The 19,412-nt window shown below is 71.9% G+C and carries 22 protein-coding genes; 11 read left to right on the forward strand and 11 right to left on the reverse strand.

The genetic code is table 11. The features are described from left to right. Window positions 1–18 precede the first annotated feature (18 nt). Complete coding sequence (locus tag A4R43_RS06265) at window positions 19–1,488, forward strand: carotenoid oxygenase family protein (protein WP_113691443.1); 1,470 nt, start codon at window positions 19–21, stop codon at window positions 1,486–1,488. 87 nt (window positions 1,489–1,575) lie between these two features. Further along, complete coding sequence (locus A4R43_RS06270) at window positions 1,576–2,073, forward strand: SRPBCC family protein (protein WP_113691444.1); 498 nt, start codon at window positions 1,576–1,578, stop codon at window positions 2,071–2,073. Here A4R43_RS06270 and A4R43_RS06275 read toward each other — a convergent pair. Next, entirely contained in the window at window positions 2,063–2,485 is a 423-nt protein-coding gene (locus A4R43_RS06275; protein WP_236808799.1) for a hypothetical protein, read from the reverse strand. The two genes, A4R43_RS06270 and A4R43_RS06275, sit on opposite strands and share 11 nt — an antisense overlap. 3 nt (window positions 2,486–2,488) lie before the next feature. Beyond that, complete coding sequence (locus A4R43_RS06280) at window positions 2,489–3,055, reverse strand: hypothetical protein (RefSeq protein ID WP_113697377.1); 567 nt, start codon at window positions 3,053–3,055, stop codon at window positions 2,489–2,491. Between the two features lie 244 nt (window positions 3,056–3,299). Here A4R43_RS06280 and A4R43_RS06285 point away from each other — a divergent pair, with 244 nt between their 5' ends. Next, window positions 3,300–4,508 (forward strand): MFS transporter, encoded by a 1,209-nt coding sequence (locus A4R43_RS06285; RefSeq protein ID WP_113691445.1) that lies wholly within the window; start codon window positions 3,300–3,302, stop codon window positions 4,506–4,508. Here the strand turns inward: A4R43_RS06285 and A4R43_RS06290 are convergent. After that, window positions 4,493–5,101: a flavodoxin family protein gene (locus tag A4R43_RS06290; protein WP_113691446.1), complete on the reverse strand. Its 609-nt coding sequence runs from the start codon at window positions 5,099–5,101 to the stop codon at window positions 4,493–4,495. The two genes, A4R43_RS06285 and A4R43_RS06290, sit on opposite strands and share 16 nt — an antisense overlap. Before the next feature lie 42 nt (window positions 5,102–5,143). Between A4R43_RS06290 and A4R43_RS06295 the strand changes: the two genes are divergently transcribed. Continuing rightward, the gene (locus A4R43_RS06295) at window positions 5,144–6,001 is read left to right on the forward strand and encodes an SDR family oxidoreductase (RefSeq protein WP_113691447.1); all 858 of its coding nucleotides are present in this window, start codon (window positions 5,144–5,146) and stop codon (window positions 5,999–6,001) included. Between the two features lie 6 nt (window positions 6,002–6,007). Here the strand turns inward: A4R43_RS06295 and A4R43_RS06300 are convergent, their stop codons facing one another. The 3 genes from A4R43_RS06300 to A4R43_RS06310 all read right to left on the reverse strand — a co-directional run bounded on the left by A4R43_RS06300 (window position 6,008) and on the right by A4R43_RS06310 (window position 8,770). After that, entirely contained in the window at window positions 6,008–6,406 is a 399-nt protein-coding gene (locus A4R43_RS06300) for a DUF4383 domain-containing protein (protein WP_113691448.1), read from the reverse strand. Window positions 6,407–6,410: 4 nt separating this feature from the next. Then, window positions 6,411–6,668 (reverse strand): hypothetical protein, encoded by a 258-nt coding sequence (locus tag A4R43_RS06305; RefSeq protein ID WP_113691449.1) that lies wholly within the window; start codon window positions 6,666–6,668, stop codon window positions 6,411–6,413. Between the two features lie 77 nt (window positions 6,669–6,745). Beyond that, complete coding sequence (locus tag A4R43_RS06310) at window positions 6,746–8,770, reverse strand: CocE/NonD family hydrolase (protein ID WP_113691450.1); 2,025 nt, start codon at window positions 8,768–8,770, stop codon at window positions 6,746–6,748. A 75-nt stretch (window positions 8,771–8,845) separates the two neighbouring features. Between A4R43_RS06310 and A4R43_RS06315 the strand changes: the two genes are divergently transcribed. From A4R43_RS06315 to A4R43_RS44585, 4 genes are read left to right on the forward strand one after another with little or no spacing between them, the layout of a single operon-like run. Further along, window positions 8,846–10,357: an FAD-dependent oxidoreductase gene (locus A4R43_RS06315; protein WP_113691451.1), complete on the forward strand. Its 1,512-nt coding sequence runs from the start codon at window positions 8,846–8,848 to the stop codon at window positions 10,355–10,357. Between the two features lie 4 nt (window positions 10,358–10,361). Beyond that, window positions 10,362–11,618, forward strand: coding sequence for a cation:proton antiporter domain-containing protein (locus A4R43_RS06320; RefSeq protein WP_113691452.1), 1,257 nt, complete (start codon window positions 10,362–10,364; stop codon window positions 11,616–11,618). Between the two features lie 32 nt (window positions 11,619–11,650). Next, the gene (locus A4R43_RS06325; RefSeq protein WP_335645144.1) at window positions 11,651–12,118 is read left to right on the forward strand and encodes an SDR family NAD(P)-dependent oxidoreductase; all 468 of its coding nucleotides are present in this window, start codon (window positions 11,651–11,653) and stop codon (window positions 12,116–12,118) included. Next, complete coding sequence (locus A4R43_RS44585) at window positions 12,115–12,363, forward strand: SDR family oxidoreductase (protein WP_335645145.1); 249 nt, start codon at window positions 12,115–12,117, stop codon at window positions 12,361–12,363. The genes A4R43_RS06325 and A4R43_RS44585 overlap by 4 nt, the downstream gene beginning before the upstream one ends. Before the next feature lie 14 nt (window positions 12,364–12,377). Here A4R43_RS44585 and A4R43_RS06330 read toward each other — a convergent pair whose 3' ends face one another. Together A4R43_RS06330 and A4R43_RS06335 are read right to left on the reverse strand one after the other, a co-directional pair. Further along, window positions 12,378–13,166 carry a SigB/SigF/SigG family RNA polymerase sigma factor gene (locus tag A4R43_RS06330; protein ID WP_113691453.1) on the reverse strand — a complete coding sequence of 263 codons (789 nt, stop codon included), beginning with the start codon at window positions 13,164–13,166 and terminating at the stop codon, window positions 12,378–12,380. After that, window positions 13,163–13,588: an ATP-binding protein gene (locus A4R43_RS06335; RefSeq protein WP_162788342.1), complete on the reverse strand. Its 426-nt coding sequence runs from the start codon at window positions 13,586–13,588 to the stop codon at window positions 13,163–13,165. The genes A4R43_RS06330 and A4R43_RS06335 overlap by 4 nt, the downstream gene beginning before the upstream one ends. A 115-nt stretch (window positions 13,589–13,703) precedes the next feature. On the opposite strand from A4R43_RS06335, the gene A4R43_RS06340 reads away from it, so the two are divergent. Both A4R43_RS06340 and A4R43_RS06345 read left to right on the forward strand, forming a co-directional pair. Continuing rightward, window positions 13,704–14,732, forward strand: coding sequence for a Ppx/GppA family phosphatase (locus A4R43_RS06340; protein ID WP_113697379.1), 1,029 nt, complete (start codon window positions 13,704–13,706; stop codon window positions 14,730–14,732). A gap of 24 nt (window positions 14,733–14,756) precedes the next feature. Then, window positions 14,757–15,380, forward strand: a complete 624-nt coding sequence (locus tag A4R43_RS06345; RefSeq protein WP_113691454.1) for a phosphoribosyltransferase — start codon at window positions 14,757–14,759, stop codon at window positions 15,378–15,380. Here A4R43_RS06345 and A4R43_RS06350 read toward each other — a convergent pair. Next, on the reverse strand, window positions 15,373–15,846 hold the full coding sequence (locus tag A4R43_RS06350; RefSeq protein WP_113691455.1) for a TspO/MBR family protein: 474 nt from the start codon (window positions 15,844–15,846) through the stop codon (window positions 15,373–15,375). The two genes, A4R43_RS06345 and A4R43_RS06350, sit on opposite strands and share 8 nt — an antisense overlap. 30 nt (window positions 15,847–15,876) lie before the next feature. Between A4R43_RS06350 and A4R43_RS06355 the strand changes: the two genes are divergently transcribed. Beyond that, a complete protein-coding gene (locus A4R43_RS06355; RefSeq protein ID WP_113691456.1) occupies window positions 15,877–16,392 on the forward strand; it encodes an SRPBCC family protein in 516 nt (171 codons plus the stop codon). Here the strand turns inward: A4R43_RS06355 and A4R43_RS06360 are convergent. Both A4R43_RS06360 and A4R43_RS06365 read right to left on the reverse strand, forming a co-directional pair. Next, the gene (locus tag A4R43_RS06360) at window positions 16,370–18,415 is read right to left on the reverse strand and encodes a xanthine dehydrogenase family protein molybdopterin-binding subunit (RefSeq protein ID WP_113691457.1); all 2,046 of its coding nucleotides are present in this window, start codon (window positions 18,413–18,415) and stop codon (window positions 16,370–16,372) included. The two genes, A4R43_RS06355 and A4R43_RS06360, sit on opposite strands and share 23 nt — an antisense overlap. After that, window positions 18,412–19,410, reverse strand: coding sequence for an FAD binding domain-containing protein (locus A4R43_RS06365; protein WP_113691458.1), 999 nt, complete (start codon window positions 19,408–19,410; stop codon window positions 18,412–18,414). Before A4R43_RS06365 ends, A4R43_RS06360 begins: the two co-directional genes overlap by 4 nt. Window positions 19,411–19,412 lie beyond the last annotated feature (2 nt).

Here is a 19,412-nt window from a genome sequence, read left to right on the forward strand (position 1 = left end):
GGGACCAGGGGGCTCGTCATGACGGAACCGACCAGGCGGAACGTGCTCCGGGGAGCGGCCGCGCTGGCCGCGGGCGGGGTTGCCGCGTCCTACACCGGCACCGCGACCGCCGCACCGGCCGCTGGTGGAGCCGCGGCCGAACGGCATCCGTTCCTCGAAGGCGCCTTCGCGCCGGTGCGGGAGGAGGTGACCGCCTTCGACCTGCCGGTCACCGGCCGCATCCCGCGTGAACTCGCCGGGCGTTACCTGCGCACCGGGCCGAACGTGCTCGGCCTCGAGGACCCGCGCGCGCACCACTGGATGCTCGGCGAGGGCATGGTGCACGGCGTCCGGCTGCGCGACGGGCGCGCCGAGTGGTACCGCAACCGCTGGGTGCGCTCGTCGACCGTCGCGGCGAAGCTGGGTGAGCCGTACCCGTGGCCGGTGCCCGCGGAGGACTTCGCCCCCAACACGCACGTGATCAGCCACCACGGCCGCATTCTCGCGCTGCAGGAGAGCGGCCCGCCGCCGTACGAGCTCGACGGGGAGCTGAACACGCTGGGCCCGTACGACTTCGGCGGCTCGCTCGACGGCTCCTACACCGCGCACACCAAGTTCGACGCCCGCGCCGACGAACTGCACGCGGTGACCTACCACCCGACGTGGGACCACGTGCGGCACCTCGTGGTCGACCGCAACGGCCGCGTGGTCCGCACCCACCGCATCCCGGTCGCCGACAGCCCGATGATGCACGACTTCGCGCTGACCGAGCGGTACGTGGTGGTCTTCGACGTGCCGGTCACCTTCGACCCGGGGCCCGGAAAGGTGGTGCCGTACAAGTGGAACCTCAACCACCCGGCCAGGGTCGGCGTGATGCGGCGCTCGGGCGGGGAGGTCCGCTGGTTCGGCGTGGACCCGGTGTTCTACTCGCACACGCTCAACGCCTACGAGCACGGCTCCTCGGTGGTGGTCGACCTGACCACGATGCCGGCGCCGTTCGAGGTGTCGGGCAAGCTCGGGTACGGCGGGCCGTCGGCGTCGGGCCCGCCGGTGCTGGAGCGCTGGACGATCGACCTGGTCCGCGGCCGCGTGCGGCGGCAGGTGCTCGACGACCGGCCGCAGGAGTTCCCCCGGGTCAACGAAAGCCTGGTTTCCCGGCGCCATCGCTACGGGTACGCGGCCTCACCCGGTGACCTGCTCGACGTCTACCTGGACCAGCCGGCGCACACCTTCGGCAACGCGCTGATCAAGCACGACCTGCGGAGCGGCCGGTCGGAGGTGCACCGGTTCGGGCCGGGCGCGGCCGCCAGCGAAGCGGTTTTTGTGCCATCGGCGCGGGGCAAGGCCGAGGACGACGGCTACGCCATCGCCTACGTGAACAACCCCGACCGGAACGCCTCGGACCTGGTGATCCTGTCGGCGCAGGACTTCACCGCGGCCCCGCTGGCGCGGATCCACCTGCCGAAGCCGGTGCCGCTCGGCTTCCACGGCAGCTGGGTGGCGGACTGAGCCTTCCGGAAACGGCGGCCTCTCGGAAATTGCGGACTCCGGCGGCGCGGGTTGTCCCGTGCCGCCGGAGCTGGGACCGTTTTCCCCGTGGAACCCAGCATTTCCCGCAGTGTGGAGATCACCGCCCCGGTGGCGGCGGTGTGGGCGCTGGTCACCGATCTGCCGGGCATGGGCCGGTTCAGCCCGGAGAACGCGGGCGGGCACTGGGTGCCCCCGGCGGCCGGGCCGTCGGCGGGCGCGCGGTTCCGCGGCACCAATCGCAACGGTGACCGGGAATGGCGGACGCGGGTTCGCGTGGTCGCCTGCGAACCCGGCCGCCGGTTCACCTTCGACGTGCGCACGCCGTTCGGGGTGCGGGTTTCGCGGTGGTCCTACGAGCTGGCCCCGACGGCGGACGGCTGCCTGCTCACCGAGCACTGGTACCGCGTCGGCAACTGGTTCATCCGCCGGGTGATGGGGCCGAAGGTGACCGGCCGCGCCGACCGGCCCGGCTTCAACACCCACTCCATCGAGCACACGCTGCGGGCGGTGAAGCAGCACGCCGAGCAGCAGGATGCCGTGCTCCGGCGCGGCGTCACGCGCTGAGCAGCTGGTGGAAGAAGGACCGGTACTGCCGCAGCGCCAGGCGCAGGTCCTCGGTGGCGACCTCGCCGCCGCGGCTCCACTGGCCCTCCAGTTCGCTCTTGTGCGCGGCGAAGGTGGCGGCCAGCGACTGGATCACCTTGGCCACCAGCTCGTCGGCCTCGCGGACCGCGCGCTGCGGGTCGTCGACGAAGTTGATCTGGATCGACTTCCACTGCTCGCGGTAACCGTCGACCTCCTCGGGTGCGAACAACGGCTGGTGCTGCTCATCGTCGGCCGACGTGGTTTCCGTCGGTTCCGGGTCCACGATGTCCACATCGGACTGCGCGGTTTGGGCGGTCCGGTCGGTGGTGTCCTGCTCGCCGGGAAGCAGGTCCTGGGTGCTCAGGTTCTCCTTGCGATCCACGCTGTCCATGGCCTACCTCCCGTTCCGGGCGTCGTGGTGTTCCCTGGCTTCGTCACCCAGCAGGTCCTCGAAAACCGTGCGGTAGCGGACCATCGCGTCGCGCAGGTCCTCAGTGGACCGCTGCTCACGGCTGTGGCCGACCATGGTGTCGTGCGCCGCGCGGTAGTGGTCCAGCGTTCGCGCGTGCCGCACGGACAGATCGGCGAGCTGCTGGTCATACCCGTCGGTGGGGTACCCGCGCTCGGCCATCAGCTCGGTGAGCAGCTGGTCGGCCTCGGCCACCGCCGGTGACGGGCGATCGACGAACTTCGCCTGGATCTGGGCCCATTCCCGCGTGTAGCGCTCCTTGGCCTCCGGCGTCAGCGGCCGGATGTCGAGTTCCTGGTGCCGCTTCTCGCGTGCGGCCAGTTCGCGTTCCGCCGCGCGCGGGCTGTCGTGGTCGGCGACCGCGCGCTCGTATTCGGGACCGAACTTCCGTTGCAGGCGATTCCGCCGCAGTTCCTGCATGACCAGCCAGACCACCGCGGCCGCGACGACCACCGCGGCGATGACGATCAGCACAACAACCCATGTGGGCATCGGATTCTCCTCGCGCTCGTTGGTGAGCCATCCCCCACGGTGCACTGGGTTCCCGGTCGGCCACTGCGGAAACCATTGGGGCACAACGGGTTTGCGATCTTGGGCCATCCGGGCGCACGGGTGCCGCCGGATGCGGGCGGCCGCCGGGAAGCTGTCGGTCACCTGTCGGCGGGCAGGCGGCCCTTGCCGTCGTGTTCGGAATGTGCATACTTGTGCGCATACCGAACGAGGCAAGGAGGCTTCGATGCCCGCTGAGCAGGCTGCCGCGCGCCGCGCGTGGGTGATCCCGCTGGCCTGGACCGCCGTCCTGCTCGACGGCTTCGACCTGGTGGTGCTCGGCACCGTGCTGCCGGTCCTGCTGCGCGACCATGTCTGGGGCATCACGCCGGCGTCGGCGTCCGTGGTCTCCACCGCGGGCCTGGTCGGCATGACGCTCGGCGCGCTGGCGATCGGCACCGTCACCGACGTGATCGGCCGCCGCAAGGCGCTGATCTTCGCGGTCACGCTGTTCTCCGCGTGCACCGCGCTGTGCGCGCTCGCGCCGTCGATGTGGGTGTTCGGGCTGCTGCGGTTCGCCGCCGGGCTGGGCCTGGGCGGCTGCCTGCCGACGGCCATCGCGCTGGTCACCGAGCACGCCAGGCCGGGCCGGGCGGGCAGCGCGACGACCACGCTGATGACCGGCTACCACGTGGGCGCGGTGCTGACCGCGTTGCTGGGCATCTGGCTGATCTCGCCGCTGGGCTGGCGGTCGATGTTCCTGGCGGGCGCGCTGCCCGCGCTGGTGCTGGTGCCGCTGATGATCCGGCACCTGCCCGAGTCGGCGGCCTTCGAGCGCACGCGTCCGGCCGAAACGGTCGCCGGGTTGTTCCGCGGCGGCATGCTGCGCGCCACCCTGGCGTTCTGGGTGACCTCGTTCATGGGGCTGCTGCTGGTGTACGGGCTGAACACCTGGCTGCCGGAGATCATGCGCCAGGCCGGGTACCCGCTCGGCGCCGCGCTCGGGCTGCTGCTGACGCTGAACCTCGGGGGAGTGGTGGGCCTGCTCGTGGCCGGGCGCGTCGCCGACCGGGTGGGCGTGCGCGGCTCGGCGATCGGCTGGTTCGGCGGGGCGGCGGTGTTCCTCGCCCTGCTCAGCGTGAAGCTGCCGGGCCCGGCGCTGTACGTGGCCGTGTTCCTGACCGGCGGCTTCGTCTTCAGCGCGCAGGTGCTGGTCTACGCCTACGTCGGGCGGACCTACGGGGACGCCTTCCGCGCCACCGGCCTCGGCTGGGCGGCGGGTGTCGGGCGGCTGGGTGCCATCTCGGGCCCGCTGGTCGGCGGTGCGCTGCTGAGCGCCGGGATCGCCTACCCGTGGGGGTTCTACGCCTTCGCCGCGGTCGGTCTCGTCGGCGCGCTGGCCATTTCGGCGGCCTCCGCGCGCCGAACCCCGGTGAACGGCTACTTGGCGGGATAGGGACTGGCCTGGAGCAGGGTGGCGAGATGGGCGGCGTTGCGCGCCAGGGTGGCGTTCGTGGACGCCACGGCCTCCGGGGTGCTGTCCAGGTCGATGTAGTCACCGGGCGTCATGGCTTCACCGTTCCAGTAGGTGCCGCCCTGGGCGGGGACGGTGAAGCCGGTGTCGTTGAGCGCCTGGAACAGGTCGGCGGTGATCTTGTGCGCGCCGTCCTCGTTGCCGACGACGGCGGTCACCGCGACCTTGCCGAACATCGTCGGCCGTCCCTCGTCGTCCGTTTCGGACAGTTCGGCGTCCAGCCGTTCGAGCACCCGCTGGGCCACGCTGGACATGTGCCCCACCCAGGTGGGTGACGCGAGCACGAGAATGTCCGCGCCCAGAATCTTTTCCCGGATGGACGGCCATTCGTCGCCGTCGCCCATGTCCTTCTCCACCCCGGGCCGGACGTCGTGGTCGACCACCCGGATCGACTCGCCGTCCACCCCGTGCCCGCGCAGCTCGTCCAGCAGCTGTTTCGCGATCAGCTCCGTGCTCGACGGCGCGGGGGACGGCTTGAGGCTGCAGGTCAGTGCCACTGCTCGCAATGCGGTCATTTCCGCCGGTTACCCCGCCGGGCGGCCGGGTAACCGGCGCGCATGAGCGAGAACCACAACCAGCCCCCACAGGGCCAGCGCCCACCCGGCGACACCGGCGACATGCGGCCGGAGCCGCGGGACGAGATGTCCGACTACCAGGGCCGCGACCTGCTGGCCGGGCGCCGCGCGCTGATCACCGGCGGCGACTCCGGCATCGGCCGCGCGGTCGCGGTGGCCTTCGCCAAGGAGGGCGCCGACGTCGCGATCGCCTACCTGGAAGAGCACGAGGACGCGAAGCACACCGCGGAACTCGTGCGTGCCGAAGGCCGTCGCTGCGAGCTGTTCCCGGGCGACCTCGCCGACCGCGCGCACTGCGCCGACGTGGTGAAGCGGACCGTGGAAGCCTTGGGCGGCTTGAACATCCTGGTGAACAACGTGGCCACCCAGTGGCCGGTCGACTCGCCGGAGGAACTCACCGAAGAGCAGTGGATGCGCACCTTCGACGTGAACATCCACAGCTACTTCCGGGTGACCGCCGCCGCCCTGCCGCACCTGGGCGATGGCGACGTCATCATCAACAGCGGCTCGGTCAACGGCCTGCGGGGCAACAAGTCCCTCATCGACTACTCGGCCACCAAGGGTGCCGTGCACGCCTGGACCTATTCGATGGCGCAGGCACTGGCGGACAAGGGGATCCGGATCAACTGCGTGGCGCCGGGTCCGGTGTGGACACCGCTGATCCCGGCCACCTTCGACGAGGAAAAGGTCGCGCAGTTCGGCCAGCAGGTGCCCTACCAGCGGGCCGCGCAGCCGGACGAGATCGCGCCGTCCTATGTGTTCTTCGCGTCGAACCGGCTGTCCTCGTACTACACCGGGGAGGTGCTCGCCCCGCTCGGCGGCGAGACCACCCCCGGCTGAGCACCCTCAGGTGCGGGCCGCCGCGCGGGTCCGGCCGGCGAACCACATCGCCAGCCCGGCCAGCGCGGTGAGCCCGTGCAGCCAGTTGCTCGCCCAGTTCACGTTCACCACGTTGCCGGGCGTGTCCGCGGTGCTGGCCAGTATTCCGAACGCGGTCAGGCCGGTGAACGCCACAAAAAGCGCCATGCCGTAGATCCGCGCCCCGGTCACCCTGGTCGCCGCGGCCAGGCCGAGCACGCCGACCGCCACGTGCACCACGTTCTGCAGCGCGCTCACGCTGAAGATCCAGACCGCGTTGTCGTGCACGGGCCCCACCTGCCCGGGGTGCTCGGCCACGGTGAAGCCGAGCACGCCGAGCAGCAGGTAACCCAGGCCCAGCACCAGTGCCGCTATCCGGACTGCCATGGCCTCACACCACCGGGCTCAGGCCGCGGCCCACGGCCGAGGCGAGGAAGCACCAGCCGCGCGACACCGACAGGCACGGCAGATGCCGCTCCCGCAACCGCTTCAGCGCGCCGGCCGGCGCGTTCTGGTCGACCACCGCGCACGCGGCTTCGTCAAGGTCGTCGGCGCTGTCCACCGCCTGCACGCCATGCCGGTCGCCCCACTCGGAAAGCTCCCGCAGCGCGGCCGACTTGCCCAGATAAACCACCTTGAGCGTGTCCATCGTTCTCACTCCCCAACACCTTTGCTCATCAAGGGGTAACCGGCACGATCACGTCGAAACCCCTGATGAGCGCGGGGTCACACCAGATCGCGGGGAATGACCCGGTTCCAGTTCCTGGAGAACACGCGGTGGCCGTTCTCGTACCCGTCGAGCTCGGCGTGCAGCACGAACTCGGCAGGGGTGCAGGTCAGCACCGTGTGGGTTTCCGTGCGTGACTCCCAGTCACCACGGGCGAAGGTCATCGTCCAGGCGGTTTCGCCGCGGGCGGAGGAGAAGTCGTCGGCGAGCCAGCTGTAGCGCTCGTAGGCGCGCCTGCCCACGCGCAGGTCGATGTCCTCGAAGTAGTCCTCACCGCTGTCCTTGACGATCTCCAGCGCCGACTCGTAGTCCACCAGGTCCCGGCTGACCGTCCACCGCTGTTCCCCGGGCCGCAGCTGGGTCACCGTCAGCGGCGGGGTGCCCTCCGGCTCGTCGAACGGGCGCAGCGGCAGCTCGTCGGGCTCGGCCACCGGGCGCACCGGCAGCCGGATCGTGCTCGCCCCGGTGTAGACCCGCAGCCGGCCGCGGCACGGCGGCGGCCAGGCCAGCGGCCAGTACGAAGTGGACAGTGAAAGCCGGATGCGGTGGCCGGGCGGGAACGCCTGCGCCACCCCGTTCAACTCGATCGCCACCTGGTACCGGCGGCCCGGTTCGAGCGGTTCGGGGTGTTCGTGCCCGTCCCGGTGGGTCAGGTTCAGCAGGCCGTAGGTGACCCGGGTGGCCCGGCCGTCGGGATAGACGTCGGACAGCCGCGCGGCGACCATCGCCACCGGCTCGCTCGCCTCGACCTCCAGCTCCACCAGGGGCGCGCCGAGGATTTCGCAGCGCTCGGTCAGCGGATCGGTCTCGAACACCAGCGAGCCGCCGTCCTCCTCGCGCTGGTCGTACGGCAGGTCCGGCGGCGCGTTGTAGGAGGCCCACTTGCCGGAGAACTGGCCGACCGACAGCGGGGACTCGATCTCCAGGCCACGCTCGGCGACCTCTTCACCGGGACGGGCGATCCGGTGCGCGTCGAGCGAGTGCACCGACGGCGCGATGTGGGGTGACGGCCAGCTCGGCTCGCCGACCCAGCGGCCGGGCCGGGTCTCGTACGCCGTGGACGGCGGCACGCTGTCCTGCAGCCACACCCGCAGCATCGGCTCGTCCATCACGTCGTTTTCCTTGCCCGCCAGCCAGTGGTCCCACCAGCGGACCACCTCCTGGAGGTAACCGATGGCGGGTCCGGGCACGCCGAGGTGCGGGTACTTGTGCGACCACGGCCCGATCAGGCCCTTGCGCGGCACGTTGAGATTGCTCATCAGCCGGAACACGCCGTTGGAGTACCCGTCCGCCCAGCCGCTGGAGGCCAGCACCGGGCACTGCACGTCGCTGTAGTTCTCGCACACCGACGCGTGCCGCCAGTACTCGTCGCGACGCTGGTGCGAAAGCCAGTTCTCGATCCACAGCCCGCTGCCGTCCAGCCGCTCCAGCCACATGTCGCGCCAGCGGTCGCCGACCAGCGCCGGGTCCGGCGGCAGCGTCGAGTAGGCGAACATGGTCGATGCCTCGGCGAGGTTGTCCGAGAGCAGGCAGCCGCCCATGTAGTGCATGTCGTCGCCGTAGCGGTCATCGGTGAACGAGGAGATGACGATCGCCTTGAGACTCGGCGGTTTCCTGGCCGCCACCTGCAGCGCGGCGAACCCGCCCCACGAGATGCCCATCATGCCGGTGGCGCCGGTGCACCACGGCTGCCCGGCGATCCAGGCGAGCACCTCCTCGGCGTCGAGCTGTTCCTGTTCGAGGTATTCGTCGGTGAGCACCCCGTCCGACTCGCCGGACCCGCGGATGTCCACCCGCACGCAGGCGTAACCGTGCCCGGCGAGGTAGGGGTGGTGGATGGCGTCGCGGCCGGCGGTCAGATCCCGTTTGCGGTAGGGGATGTACTCCAGGATCCCGGGCACCGGCCGCTCGTCCGAATCGGCGGGGCGCCAGATCCGCGCGGCCAGGCGTTCACCTCCGGGCAGCGGGATCCAGACGTTCTCCTCCTCGATGATCTGCTTCGGCAATTGGGTCACCGTGCGCATCCTTCGACGGTAACGCCGGGTGCGGCCGGGCGCAGGGCGCGGGTTTGACTCCGCCGTCCGGGGTATCCCGATGGCATGGACGCAGACGCTGCCCCGTTGCCCGTCCCGCTGTCGGTGTGGATGGACTCCGCCACCGGTCCCGATCGGAGCGGCACCGCGCTGCCCGGCGAGGTCGACGTGGTGGTGATCGGCGCCGGTATCGCGGGCCTGACCACCGCGTACGCGCTCGCCTGTGACGACCGGACGGTCCTGGTGCTCGACGCGGGCGCGGTCGGTGGTGGTGTTTCCGGGCACACCACCGCGAAGCTGTCCGCCCAGCACGCGGAGAAGTACGCCTCGCTGCGTGAGCACAAAGGACGCGAGGCGGCCGTGCAGTACGGCCACGACCAGAGCGCGGCGGTCGACTGGGTCGAGCGCACCTCGCTGGCGCTGGGCATCGACTGCCAGTTCACCCGGACCGACAGCTACGTCTACACCACCGAAACCCGGCGGCTGACCGACCTTCGGGCCGAGGCCGCCGCGGCCGCCGATGCCGGGCTGCCCGCCGAATTTGTCGAACAGGTACCGCTCGACGTGCCCGCGGCCGGTGCGGTCCGCTTCGGTGACCAGGCGCGCTTCCACCCGCGGCGCTGGCTGCTCGGGCTCGCCAAGGCGATCGAGGACCTGGGCGGGCAGGTCGCGGAGAACGCGCGGGTGGTCCGCGTGGACGAGCGCCCGGTGCCGGTGGTGCACACCGAACGCGGCCGCGTCCGCGCCGGTGATGTGGTGATCGCCACCCACTACCCGGTGCTGGACCGCGGGTTCTACTTCGCCCGGCTGGACCCGGTGCGCGACCTGGTGGTGGCCGGGCCGGTCAGCGGCGGCACCGACGGCGTGTTCCTCGACGCCGACACCCACCATTCCGTGCGCTACCACGAACGCAACGGCGAGCGGATGGTCATCGTCGGCGGCGAGCACTACCGCACCGGCGAGGAGGTCGACGTCGAGGCGCGGTACACCCGGCTCGCCGAATGGGCCCTGCGGCACACCGGCCTGGAGCGGGTGACCCACCGCTGGTCCGCGCACGATCTGTCCACTCTGGACTCCGTGCCGTACGTCGGCCGGTACCACCCGTTCTCCCGCCACCTGTGGGTGGCGACCGGGTTCGGGCAGTGGGGGATGAGCGGCGGTACCGCGGCCGGGCTGCTGCTGGCCGACCTGCTCGCCGACCGGGAGAACCCCGGTGCCTGGCTGTACGACCCGGAGCGCTTCGACCTGCGGTCCGGGATTTCCCTGGCGCGCAACAACTTCACCGTGGCCAGGCATCTGGTCGGCGACCACCTCCGCGCGGTGGGCGCGGACGCCGAGTTCGCCACCCTGGGCATGGGCGAGGCGCGCGTGGCCACTTCGGGCGCATCGGTGATCGCCGCGTACCGCGACGACCACGGGGTGCTGCACCGCCGGAGCGCGCGCTGCACGCACCTCGGCTGCGTGGTCGCGTTCAACAACGCGGAGAAGACCTGGGACTGCCCGTGCCACGCCTCGCGGTTCGGCGTGGACGGCTCGGTCATCCAGGGCCCCGCCACCCGGCCGCTCCCCGAGGCCTGAGCCGGTGGAGCTGCTGCTGGGGGTGGCCGGACTGCTCGCGCTGAGCGCGGCCCTGCTGCCGAAGCTGACCAGCAACCGGCCGCTGTCCATGCCGCTGGTGTTGCTGCTGCTCGGCGTGGCGGTCGGCCTGCTGCCGCTGCCGGCGCCCTACGGTGAGGTCTGGGCGGATCCGGTGCCGCACCTCGGCGCGCTGCAGGTGGTCACCGAGGTCGGGCTGATCGTCGCGCTGGTCGGGGCCGGGCTGAACAGCGAGCGCGTGCTCGGCTGGCGGTCGTGGAACTCCACCTGGCGGCTGCTGCTGGTCGCCATGCCGTTGTTCATCGGCGTGGTTTTCCTGCTGGGACAGTGGTTGCTGGCGCTTCCGGTGGCCGCGGCGCTGGCGCTGGCCGCCTCGCTGGCACCGACCGACCCGGTGCTGGCGTCCGAGGTGAGCGTGCCCGAACCGCACGCCGGCAACGAACTGGCCTCGGGCAACGAGGTGCGGTTCACGCTGACCACCGAGGCCGGGCTCAACGACGGCCTGACCATGCCGTTCGTGATGCTGGCCATCCTGCTCGCCGCCGGTGAGCTGCCGGGGCTCGGCGAACTCACCGTCGAGCTGCTGCTGCCGGTCCCGGTGGGCATCGCCATCGGCGTGGTGCTCGGGCTGCTGCTGGGCAGGCTGATCTTCCGCGCCGGTTCGGACCAGGTGCGGTTGTCGGAGTACTCGGACGGCATGGTGGTGCTGGCCATGGCGTTCCTGCCGTTCGCCGCCGCGGAACTGGTGCAGGGCAACGGGTTCCTCGCGGTGTTTGCGGCCGCGGTGACGTTGCGGGCGCGTGAGCGGTCGCACGGCTACCACGCGGTGCTGCACGAGTTCGGCGACCAGCTGGAACGGTTGTTCGTCGCGGTCGCGCTGCTCGGCTTGGGCGTGGCCATCGGCGACGGGCTGTTGTCCGGCCTGCGCCCGCTCGAGTTCGTGCTCGCCGCGGTGGCCGTTTTTGTGGTGCGCCCGGTCACCGGCCTGCTTTCGCTGCTCGGCGCGCCACCGGGCAGGCGTGGCGCGGTGGCCATCTCGTTCTTCGGGGTGCGCGGCATCGGCACGCTGTTCTACCTGGTCTACGCGCTCGCGCACGGGGACTTCCCGGTGCCGGACGTGCTGTGGCGGGTCGCCGCGCTGGCGGTGGCGCTGTCGGTGCTGGTGCACGGGATCACCGCGGAACCGGCGATGCGGCGGCTCGAACGCCTCGGCGCGCAGGGCAGGCGGGGCAAGCTCGCTTGACACTCGCGGACGGGCGTCACGAGGATGACGCCGTGCGCACCGCGATCGTCACCGGAAGTTCCCGCGGCATCGGCCGCGCCATCGCCGAACGGCTCGCCGCGGACGGCGCGCGGGTGGTGGTCAACTACCGCCGGGACGGCGAAGCCGCGGCCAAGGTGGTCAGGGCGATCGAAGAACGCGGTGGTGAAGCGATCGCGGTGCGGGCCGACGCCGGAGAGCTGGCCCAGCTGCGGCGCCTGTTCGACGCCGCCGGTGAGGTCGACGTGGTGGTCAGCAACGTCGGTGTCGCGCGGTTCGGCCCGCTCGCCGAAGTCACCGACGAGCAGTACGACTTCCTCTTCGACACCAACACGCGGTCCACTTTCTACGCCCTGCGGGAGGCCGCGCGCCGGGTGCGCGACCACGGGCGGATCGTGGTGGTGTCCAGTGCCGTCGTGGTGACCAACCGCCCGGGGACCGCGCTCTACGCGGCCACCAAGGCGGCGGGGACCAGCTGGTGAAGGTCGCGGCGAAGGAACTGGGCCCGCGCGGGATCACGGTGAACAGCGTGCTGCCGGGCGCGGTCAACACCGACGCGCTCGCCGCCGACGGGCCGCCCGGCGTGGTGGAGCGGACCATCGCGCAGGTGCCGCTGGGCCGCATCGCCGAACCCTCGGACATCGCGGACGTGGTCGGCTTCCTGGCCTCCCACGAAGGCCGGTGGATCACCGGGCAGACCATCCACGCGGGCGGCGGCCAGTTCTAGGCCGCCACCGCCCATTAAGGATCCGCGAGGAGCTTTCCCCGCAAGCGTTCCAGCGTCTGCGACAGCAGGCGCGAGACGTGCATCTGCGAGATGCCGAGCCGGTCGGCGATCTGCGTCTGCGTCATGTTGCCGAAGAACCGCAGCTTCAGGATCGTCCGCTCACGTTCCGGCAACTCCGCCAGCAACGGCCGCAGCGCCGCGTGGTTCTCCACCGCGTCGAGATCGGAATCCTCCTCGCCGAGGGTTTCGGCCAGCGGCAGCCGTTCACCGTCCGGGCTGATCGGCTTGTCCACCGACACCGCCTGGTAGGCGTTGCCCGCGATCAGCCCCTCGCGCACCTCTTCCGGATCCATGCCCAGGTTCTCGGCGATCTCGGTCGGCGTCGGCGCGCGGCCGAGGATCTGCGCGAGTTCGCCGGTGGCATGGCTGATCTGCAGGTGCAGTTCCTTGAGCCGCCGCGGCACGCGGACCGACCAGCTGCTGTCGCGGAAGTACCGCCGGACCTCGCCCATCACCGTCGGCACGGCGAAGGACAGGAACTCCGAGCCGCGCTCGGCGTCGTAGCGGTCCACCGCGTTGATCAGCCCGAGCCGGGCGACCTGCAGCAGGTCGTCGAAGGTTTCCCCGCGGCCGGCGAACCGGCGCGCGATGTGCTCGGCCACCGGCAGGTACTCGGTCACCAGCCGGTCCCGCAGCTCGGACCGGCGCGGGTCGCCCTCCGGCAGCGAGGCCAGTTCGGCCAGCAGCGGCACGCAGTGCGCGTACTGGTCGCTCCTGGCCTTGGACGCGGAATCCTTGCTCACGTCCGCTCCCTCCGCGCGGCCATCGCCAGGTCGATGGTCACCACGCGGCCGCCCTGCTCGGTCACCCGGTACGAGGCCGAATCGGTCACCGTCTTCACCACGTGCCAGCCGAACCCGTCGGTCTCGGGCACGGCCTGGTCCGCGGTCGGCGCGGCCACCGAAACCGCCAGCTCACCGGCCGAAAGCCGGTACCGGCAGCTGATGCTGGCCCCCACTTCGGCGTGGTGCACCAGCCAGGAGGCCACCTCGTCCACGGCGATCTTGAAGTCGGCGATGGAGTCGAGGTCGAAGTCCTCCTTGGTGGCCACCGCCTCGGCCAGCATCCGCAGCAGTGGCAGGTGCTCCAGCCTGGCGGGCACGCTGAGTTCGACGTGCTCGGTGAGCAGGGCGTCGATCTGCCCGCTCAGGTCAATCTCGGCCATCGTCGTACTCCCCGTGGTGGATCGGCGTAACCATGACCGGTCGAGTACCCGCGCCGGGCCGTGGCACACACGCGATTTCGGTGTAACCCTCACCGCACCGGGGTATCCGGCACGGATGAAACTGGGAGTGCTGGACATCGGTTCCAACTGCGCCCAGCTGCAGATCGTGGACGGCGCGCCGGGCGCACCGCCGCTGCCGGCGCTGGCGATCAAGGAGCCGACCAGGCTGGCCGAGGAGATCGAGGACAACGGCGCGCTCAGCGAGGACGGCGTCGCCAGGGTGATCCGGGCGGTCGGCGAGGCGATGGTGGCGGCGCGGCAGAACCACGTGGAGGAGCTTTTTGTCTACGCGACCTCGGCCATCCGCGACGCGGCCAACCGGGACGCGGTGCTCGACCGGATCGAGAACGACACCGGCATCCGGCCGCAGTTCCTCACCGGCGAGGACGAGGCACGGCTGACCTACGCCGCCGCGCACCGCTGGTACGGCTGGTCCGCCGGGCGCATCCTGCTGCTCGACATCGGCGGCGGCTCACTGGAGATCGCGCTCGGCCGCGACGCCAAGCCCGAGCTGGCGCTCTCGCTCCCGCTCGGCGCGGGCAGGCTGACCAGGGCGTTCCTGCCGGACGACCCGCCGACCCGCGCACAGCTGCGTAAGCTGCGCCGCCACGTGCGGGCCACCCTGCGGGAGATCTCCGACCGCCTGCGCTGGGAAGGTCCCGCGGCCAGGACCGTGGCCACCTCGAAGACGTTCAAGCAGCTGGCCCGCGTGTGCGGGGCCGCGCCCCAGCGCAAGGGCCCGTTCGTGCGCCGGGAGCTACGGGCCGCCGACCTGCGGCGGCTGCTCCCGGAACTGGCGGCGAAACCGGCCGCGAAACGCGCGAAGATGCGCGGGATCTCGGCCGGGCGCGCCCGGCAGATCGTGGCCGGCGCGGTGGTGGCCGAGCAGGCGATGAAGGCCTTCGACCTGGAGTCGGTGGAGCTGTGCCCGTGGGCACTGCGGGAGGGCGTGATCCTGCGGTACCTGGCCGGGCTGCCGGACCAGGTGCCCGACCTGCACCTCCAGCCGGTGCGCGGGGCCGCCCGCCCGGAGGACGCGGTCCCGCTGAGACCGGTGGCCGACGGGGATCTGCCGTTGCCCTGACCGGATCGTGAGGAGGTAGGAACTGTGTTCACCGATCGCCGGGACGCCGGACGGCAACTGGCGGAGCGGCTCGCCGGGCCGTGGCGGGACCCGCTGGTGCTCGGGCTGGCCCGCGGCGGGGTGCCGGTGGCGGCCGAGGTGGCCGCCGGGCTGGGCGCGCCGCTGGACGTGGCGGTCGCCCGCAAGATCGGCGCGCCGGGACAGCCGGAGTGGGGGATCGGCGCGGTGACCGCCGACGGCCCGCCGGTCTTCGACGCCGCCGCGTCCCGCCTCGGCCTGTCCAGCAGGCAGCTGACCGAGTTGTGCGAGGAAGAACGCGCCGAAGCGGCCCGGCGTGTCGAACTCTACGAGGACGGCCGCGCACCCGCGCCCCGCGAGGGCCGCGACGTCATCATGGTCGACGACGGCCTCGCGACCGGCGTGACCGCGATCGCCGCCCTGCGTGCCGCGCGGGCGGAATCGCCGCGGTCACTGACCTTCGCCGCGCCCGTGGCGGCGCCGGACGCCGTCGAGCGCGTGCGCCGGGAAGCCGACGACGTGGTCTGTGTGGACACCCCGGCGGGGTTCACCGCCGTCGGCCGCTGGTACCGGGACTTCGGGCAGACCAGCGACACCGAGGTGGTCCGGCTGCTCAGGGACACTAGTTGAGCGCGACGATGGCGCCGGTGAGCGCGCTCGCGTAGAGGATCCACAGCAGGTACGGCACCTGGAGCCAGGCCGCGACGGGGGAGCGGCGGTGGAACAGCACGATGGCCGCCACCACCGCGAGATCCAGCAGCACGATGTCGGCCAGCGCGAGTTCGTACGCTCCGGCGGCGAAGAACAGCGGGGTCCAGGCGAGGTTGAGCAGCAGGCCTGCGGCGTAGACGGTCAGGCCGCGGCGATCACCACCGGCCCGCCAGTACAGCCAGCCCGACACCGCGATCATGCCGTACAGGACCGTCCACACCGGACCGAACAACCAAGGAGGCGGAGCCCATGACGGCAGGTTCAGCGAGCCGTAGACCCCGCGTGCGTTCGTCGAGGCGAGCGCACCGGCCATGGCCACCACCGCGACGGCGGCGGCGAACCCGGCCAGCGCCAGCGGCGCGCGGTGGGCGGAGGTGGTGGTCATCGCGGCTCTCCCCGGTGAGAAGGTGGTCTGGTGCGATATGCGGACGGGCCGGCGGAGGCCTGCGAAGTGACCATCGCCGCCGGGCAGGCCCAGGTGTGGCGGCTGGCGGCGGACATCACGCTGCCCGCCAGGTTCAGCCCCGAACTCCAGCGCGTGAGCTGGCTCGACGGCGCCACCGGGCCCGCGCCGGGCGCGAAGTTCGAGGGGCACAACGAGAACGCGGTGCTCGGCCGCTGGCGCACCATCGCCACCGTGGTCGAGTGCGACGAGCCGAGTGCGTTCGCCTGGGCGGTGGCCGATCCCGACGGCCGGTTCGGCGAGGTCACCGGCGAGCCGATGGCGACGTGGCGGTTCGACCTCGAACCGGCGCCCGGCGGGACGCGGTTGCGCCACGCGGTGCGCATCGGGCCCGCGCGCTCGGGCCTGAGCCTGGCGATCGACCGGCTGCCGGGCAAGGAGGAGGCGTTGCTCCGCCACCGCCTCGCCGATCTGCGCACCGGCATGCTGGAAACCCTGCGCGGCATCAAAGCGCTCGCTCAGGGCTGAGGCCGGGCAGCAGCTTGTCGAGCGTGACCGGCAGGTCGCGCACGCGCACCCCGGTCGCCCGGTGCACCGCGTTGACCACGGCCGCCGCCGCGCCGACGATGCCGATCTCACCGACGCCCTTGGCGCCCATGGCGTTCACGTGCGGGTCGTGCTCGTCGAGCCATTCGGCGGTCAGCTGCCCGGCGTCGGCGTTGGCGGCCACGTGGTACTCGGCGAGGTCGTGGTTGACCACGTGCCCGAACCGCGGGTCGAGCACGCTCTGCTCGTGCAGCGCCATCGACAGGCCCATCAGCATGCCGCCGGTCAGCTGCGACCGCGTGGTGCGCGGATTGATCACCCGGCCCACCGCGAACACCCCGTGCATGCGCGGCACGCGCACTTCGCCGGTGTCGGCGTGCACCCTGGCCTCGGCGAACTGCGCGCCGAACGCGGACATCGCGAAGCGCTCGCTGTCCGGGTTCTCGCTCACCGATCCTTCGGCTTCGTCGCCGTCGCCCGGCTGGTCGCCGAACTTCTCGCGGAAGGCCCGCGCCGCGTCGACCACCGCCGAACCCCAGGTGATCATGCCGGACGAGCCGCCGGCCACGGAGGCGTTCGGGTAGTCGGTGTCCCCGATGCGCACCTCGACCCGGTCCACCGGCACGCCGAGCGCGTCGGCGGCGATCTGCGGCAGCGTGGTCCAGGTGCCGGTGCCGAGATCGGCCGCGCCGATGTCGACGGTGTAGCGGCCGCCGGAGAAGCGGATCACCGCGGTGGATTCGGGCATGCGGTTGACCGGGTAGACCGAAGCCGCGACCCCGCGGCCGACCAGCCACCGGCCCTCCCGCCGCGGGCCGCGCTCGGCCCAGCCGAACCGCTCGGCGCCGGTGCGCAGGCAGCCGGCCAGGTGACGGCTGGAGAACGGCTTGCCGGATTCCGGGTCCTCGGCGGGGTCGTTGCGGATACGCAGCTCGATCGGGTCCATGCCGAGCGCGTCCGCCAGTTCGTCCATCGCGACCTCGGGCCCGAACATGCCGGGGCACTCCCCTGGCGCGCGCATCCACGAGGTCACCGGCACGTCCAGCGCGGCCAGCCGGTGCGCCACCCGGCGGTTCGGCGCCGCGTACATGGTCCGCGACGGTTTCCCGCTCTGCTCGGCGAATTCCTTGACCTTCGAGGTCTGCTCGGCGACGTCGAAGGCGAGCGCGGACAGCCGCCCGGTCCGGTCGGCCGCCAGCCGGGCGCGCTGGATGGTCGGCGTGCGGTAGCCGGTCAGGGAGAACATCTGCGGCCGGGTCACGGTGAGCTTGACCGGCCTGCCCGGCAGCGCCCTGGCGGCCATCGCGGCGAGCACCACGTTGGCGTGCGGCAGGCCCTTCGAACCGAACCCGCCGCCGACGTACGGGCAGACGACCCGGATCCGCTCGGTGTCCAGCCCGAACACCTCGGCCACCGTGGACCGCGTCGGGTGCACGCCCTGCGTGGACTCCCACAGCGTCAGCGTGCCGTCCTGCCACAGCGCGGTCGTCGCGTGCGGTTCCATCGGGTTGTTGTGGTACATCGCGGTCGTGTAGGTCTGATCGACCACCACGTCCGCCTCGGCGAAGGCGGCCTCGACGTTGCCGGTGGTTTCGGCGTCGTACTCGCCCTCGGCGGTCAGTTCCGTTTCGTGGTCTTCTTCGGCGTAGGCGACCTCGACGAGATCCGCGGCCTGGCGCGCGGTTTCCGAGGTTTCCGCGACCACGCAGCCGATCAGCTGCCCGCGGAAAGCGACCTCCGGCGACTGGAGCACGGCCAGCTCACCGTCCTCTGTGGACGCCAGCCGTTCGGCGTTCGCCTCGGTCAGCACGGCGAGCACCCCGGGCAGCGCTTCGGCGGCCGCGGTGTCCAGTCGCGTCACGCGGCCGCGGGCGATGGTGGCCTGCACCGGGTGGCAGTAGGCGGGCCGGTCCACCGCGGTCTCGGCGGCGTAGGTGGCGGTTCCGGTGACCTTGGCGGGCCCGTCGCGGCGCGCGAGGTCCATGCCGATTGCCCGCGGGGTCATGCCGTCTCCCCGGTGAGGTCGCGCAGTGTGGCCGCGAGCGTGCGGGTGAGCAGCGGGAGCTTGAACCCGTTCCCGCCGTCGATCCCGTCGACCGCGACCGCGTCGGCCAGCTCGGCTTCGGCTGCTTCGCGGAAGGTGGTCTCGTTCGCGGGTGCGTCACGCAGGACCGCTTCGGCCCGGTGGGCTCGCCACGGCTTGTGCGCCACGCCACCGAAAGCGATCCGCGAATCCCGTACGACACCTTGTTCGACTTCGATCGCGGCGGCGACCGAAACCAGCGCGAACGCGTACGACGCGCGGTCACGCACCTTGCGGTACGCCGAATTCGCCGCGATCGGCGCTTCGGGCAGGTCGATGGCGGTGATCAGCTCACCGTGCTCGAGCACGGTGTCCCGGTCGGGCCGGTCGCCGGGCAGGCGGTGCAGCTCGCCGAACGGGATGGTGCGTTCCCCGGCCGGGCCGAGCACCTGAACCTCGGCGTCGAGCGCGGTGAGCGCGACCGCGAGATCGGACGGGTGCGTGGCGATGCAGTGCGGTGAGGCGCCGAGCACGGCGTGGTACCGGTTGTAACCCCCGATCGCCGAGCAGCCGCTGCCCGGTTCGCGCTTGTTGCACGGCGTGGTGACGTCCTGGAAGTACACGCACCGGGTGCGCTGCAAGGGATTCCCGCCGGTGGTGGCCATGTTGCGCAACTGCCCGGACGCCCCGGCGAGCAGGGCCTGCGCGAGCACCGGGTACCGCCGCCGGACGCGGTCGTCGGCGGCGAGGTCGCTGTTGCGCACGGCCGCGCCGATCCGGAGCCCGCCCCGGTGCTCGGCGAGCTCGGCCGAGGTCAGGGAAGTCACGTCCACCACCAGCCCGGGCGCGGTGATGCCGAGCTTCAGGTGGTCCACCAGATTGGTGCCGCCGCCGAGAAAGACCGCCGACGGGTCGGCGGCCACGGTCCGCACGGCGGTGGCGGCGTCACCGGGCCGCCGGTAGTCGAAGCGCTCCATGG

Source organism: Amycolatopsis albispora (assembly GCF_003312875.1).
GTDB lineage: Bacteria > Actinomycetota > Actinomycetes > Mycobacteriales > Pseudonocardiaceae > Amycolatopsis > Amycolatopsis albispora.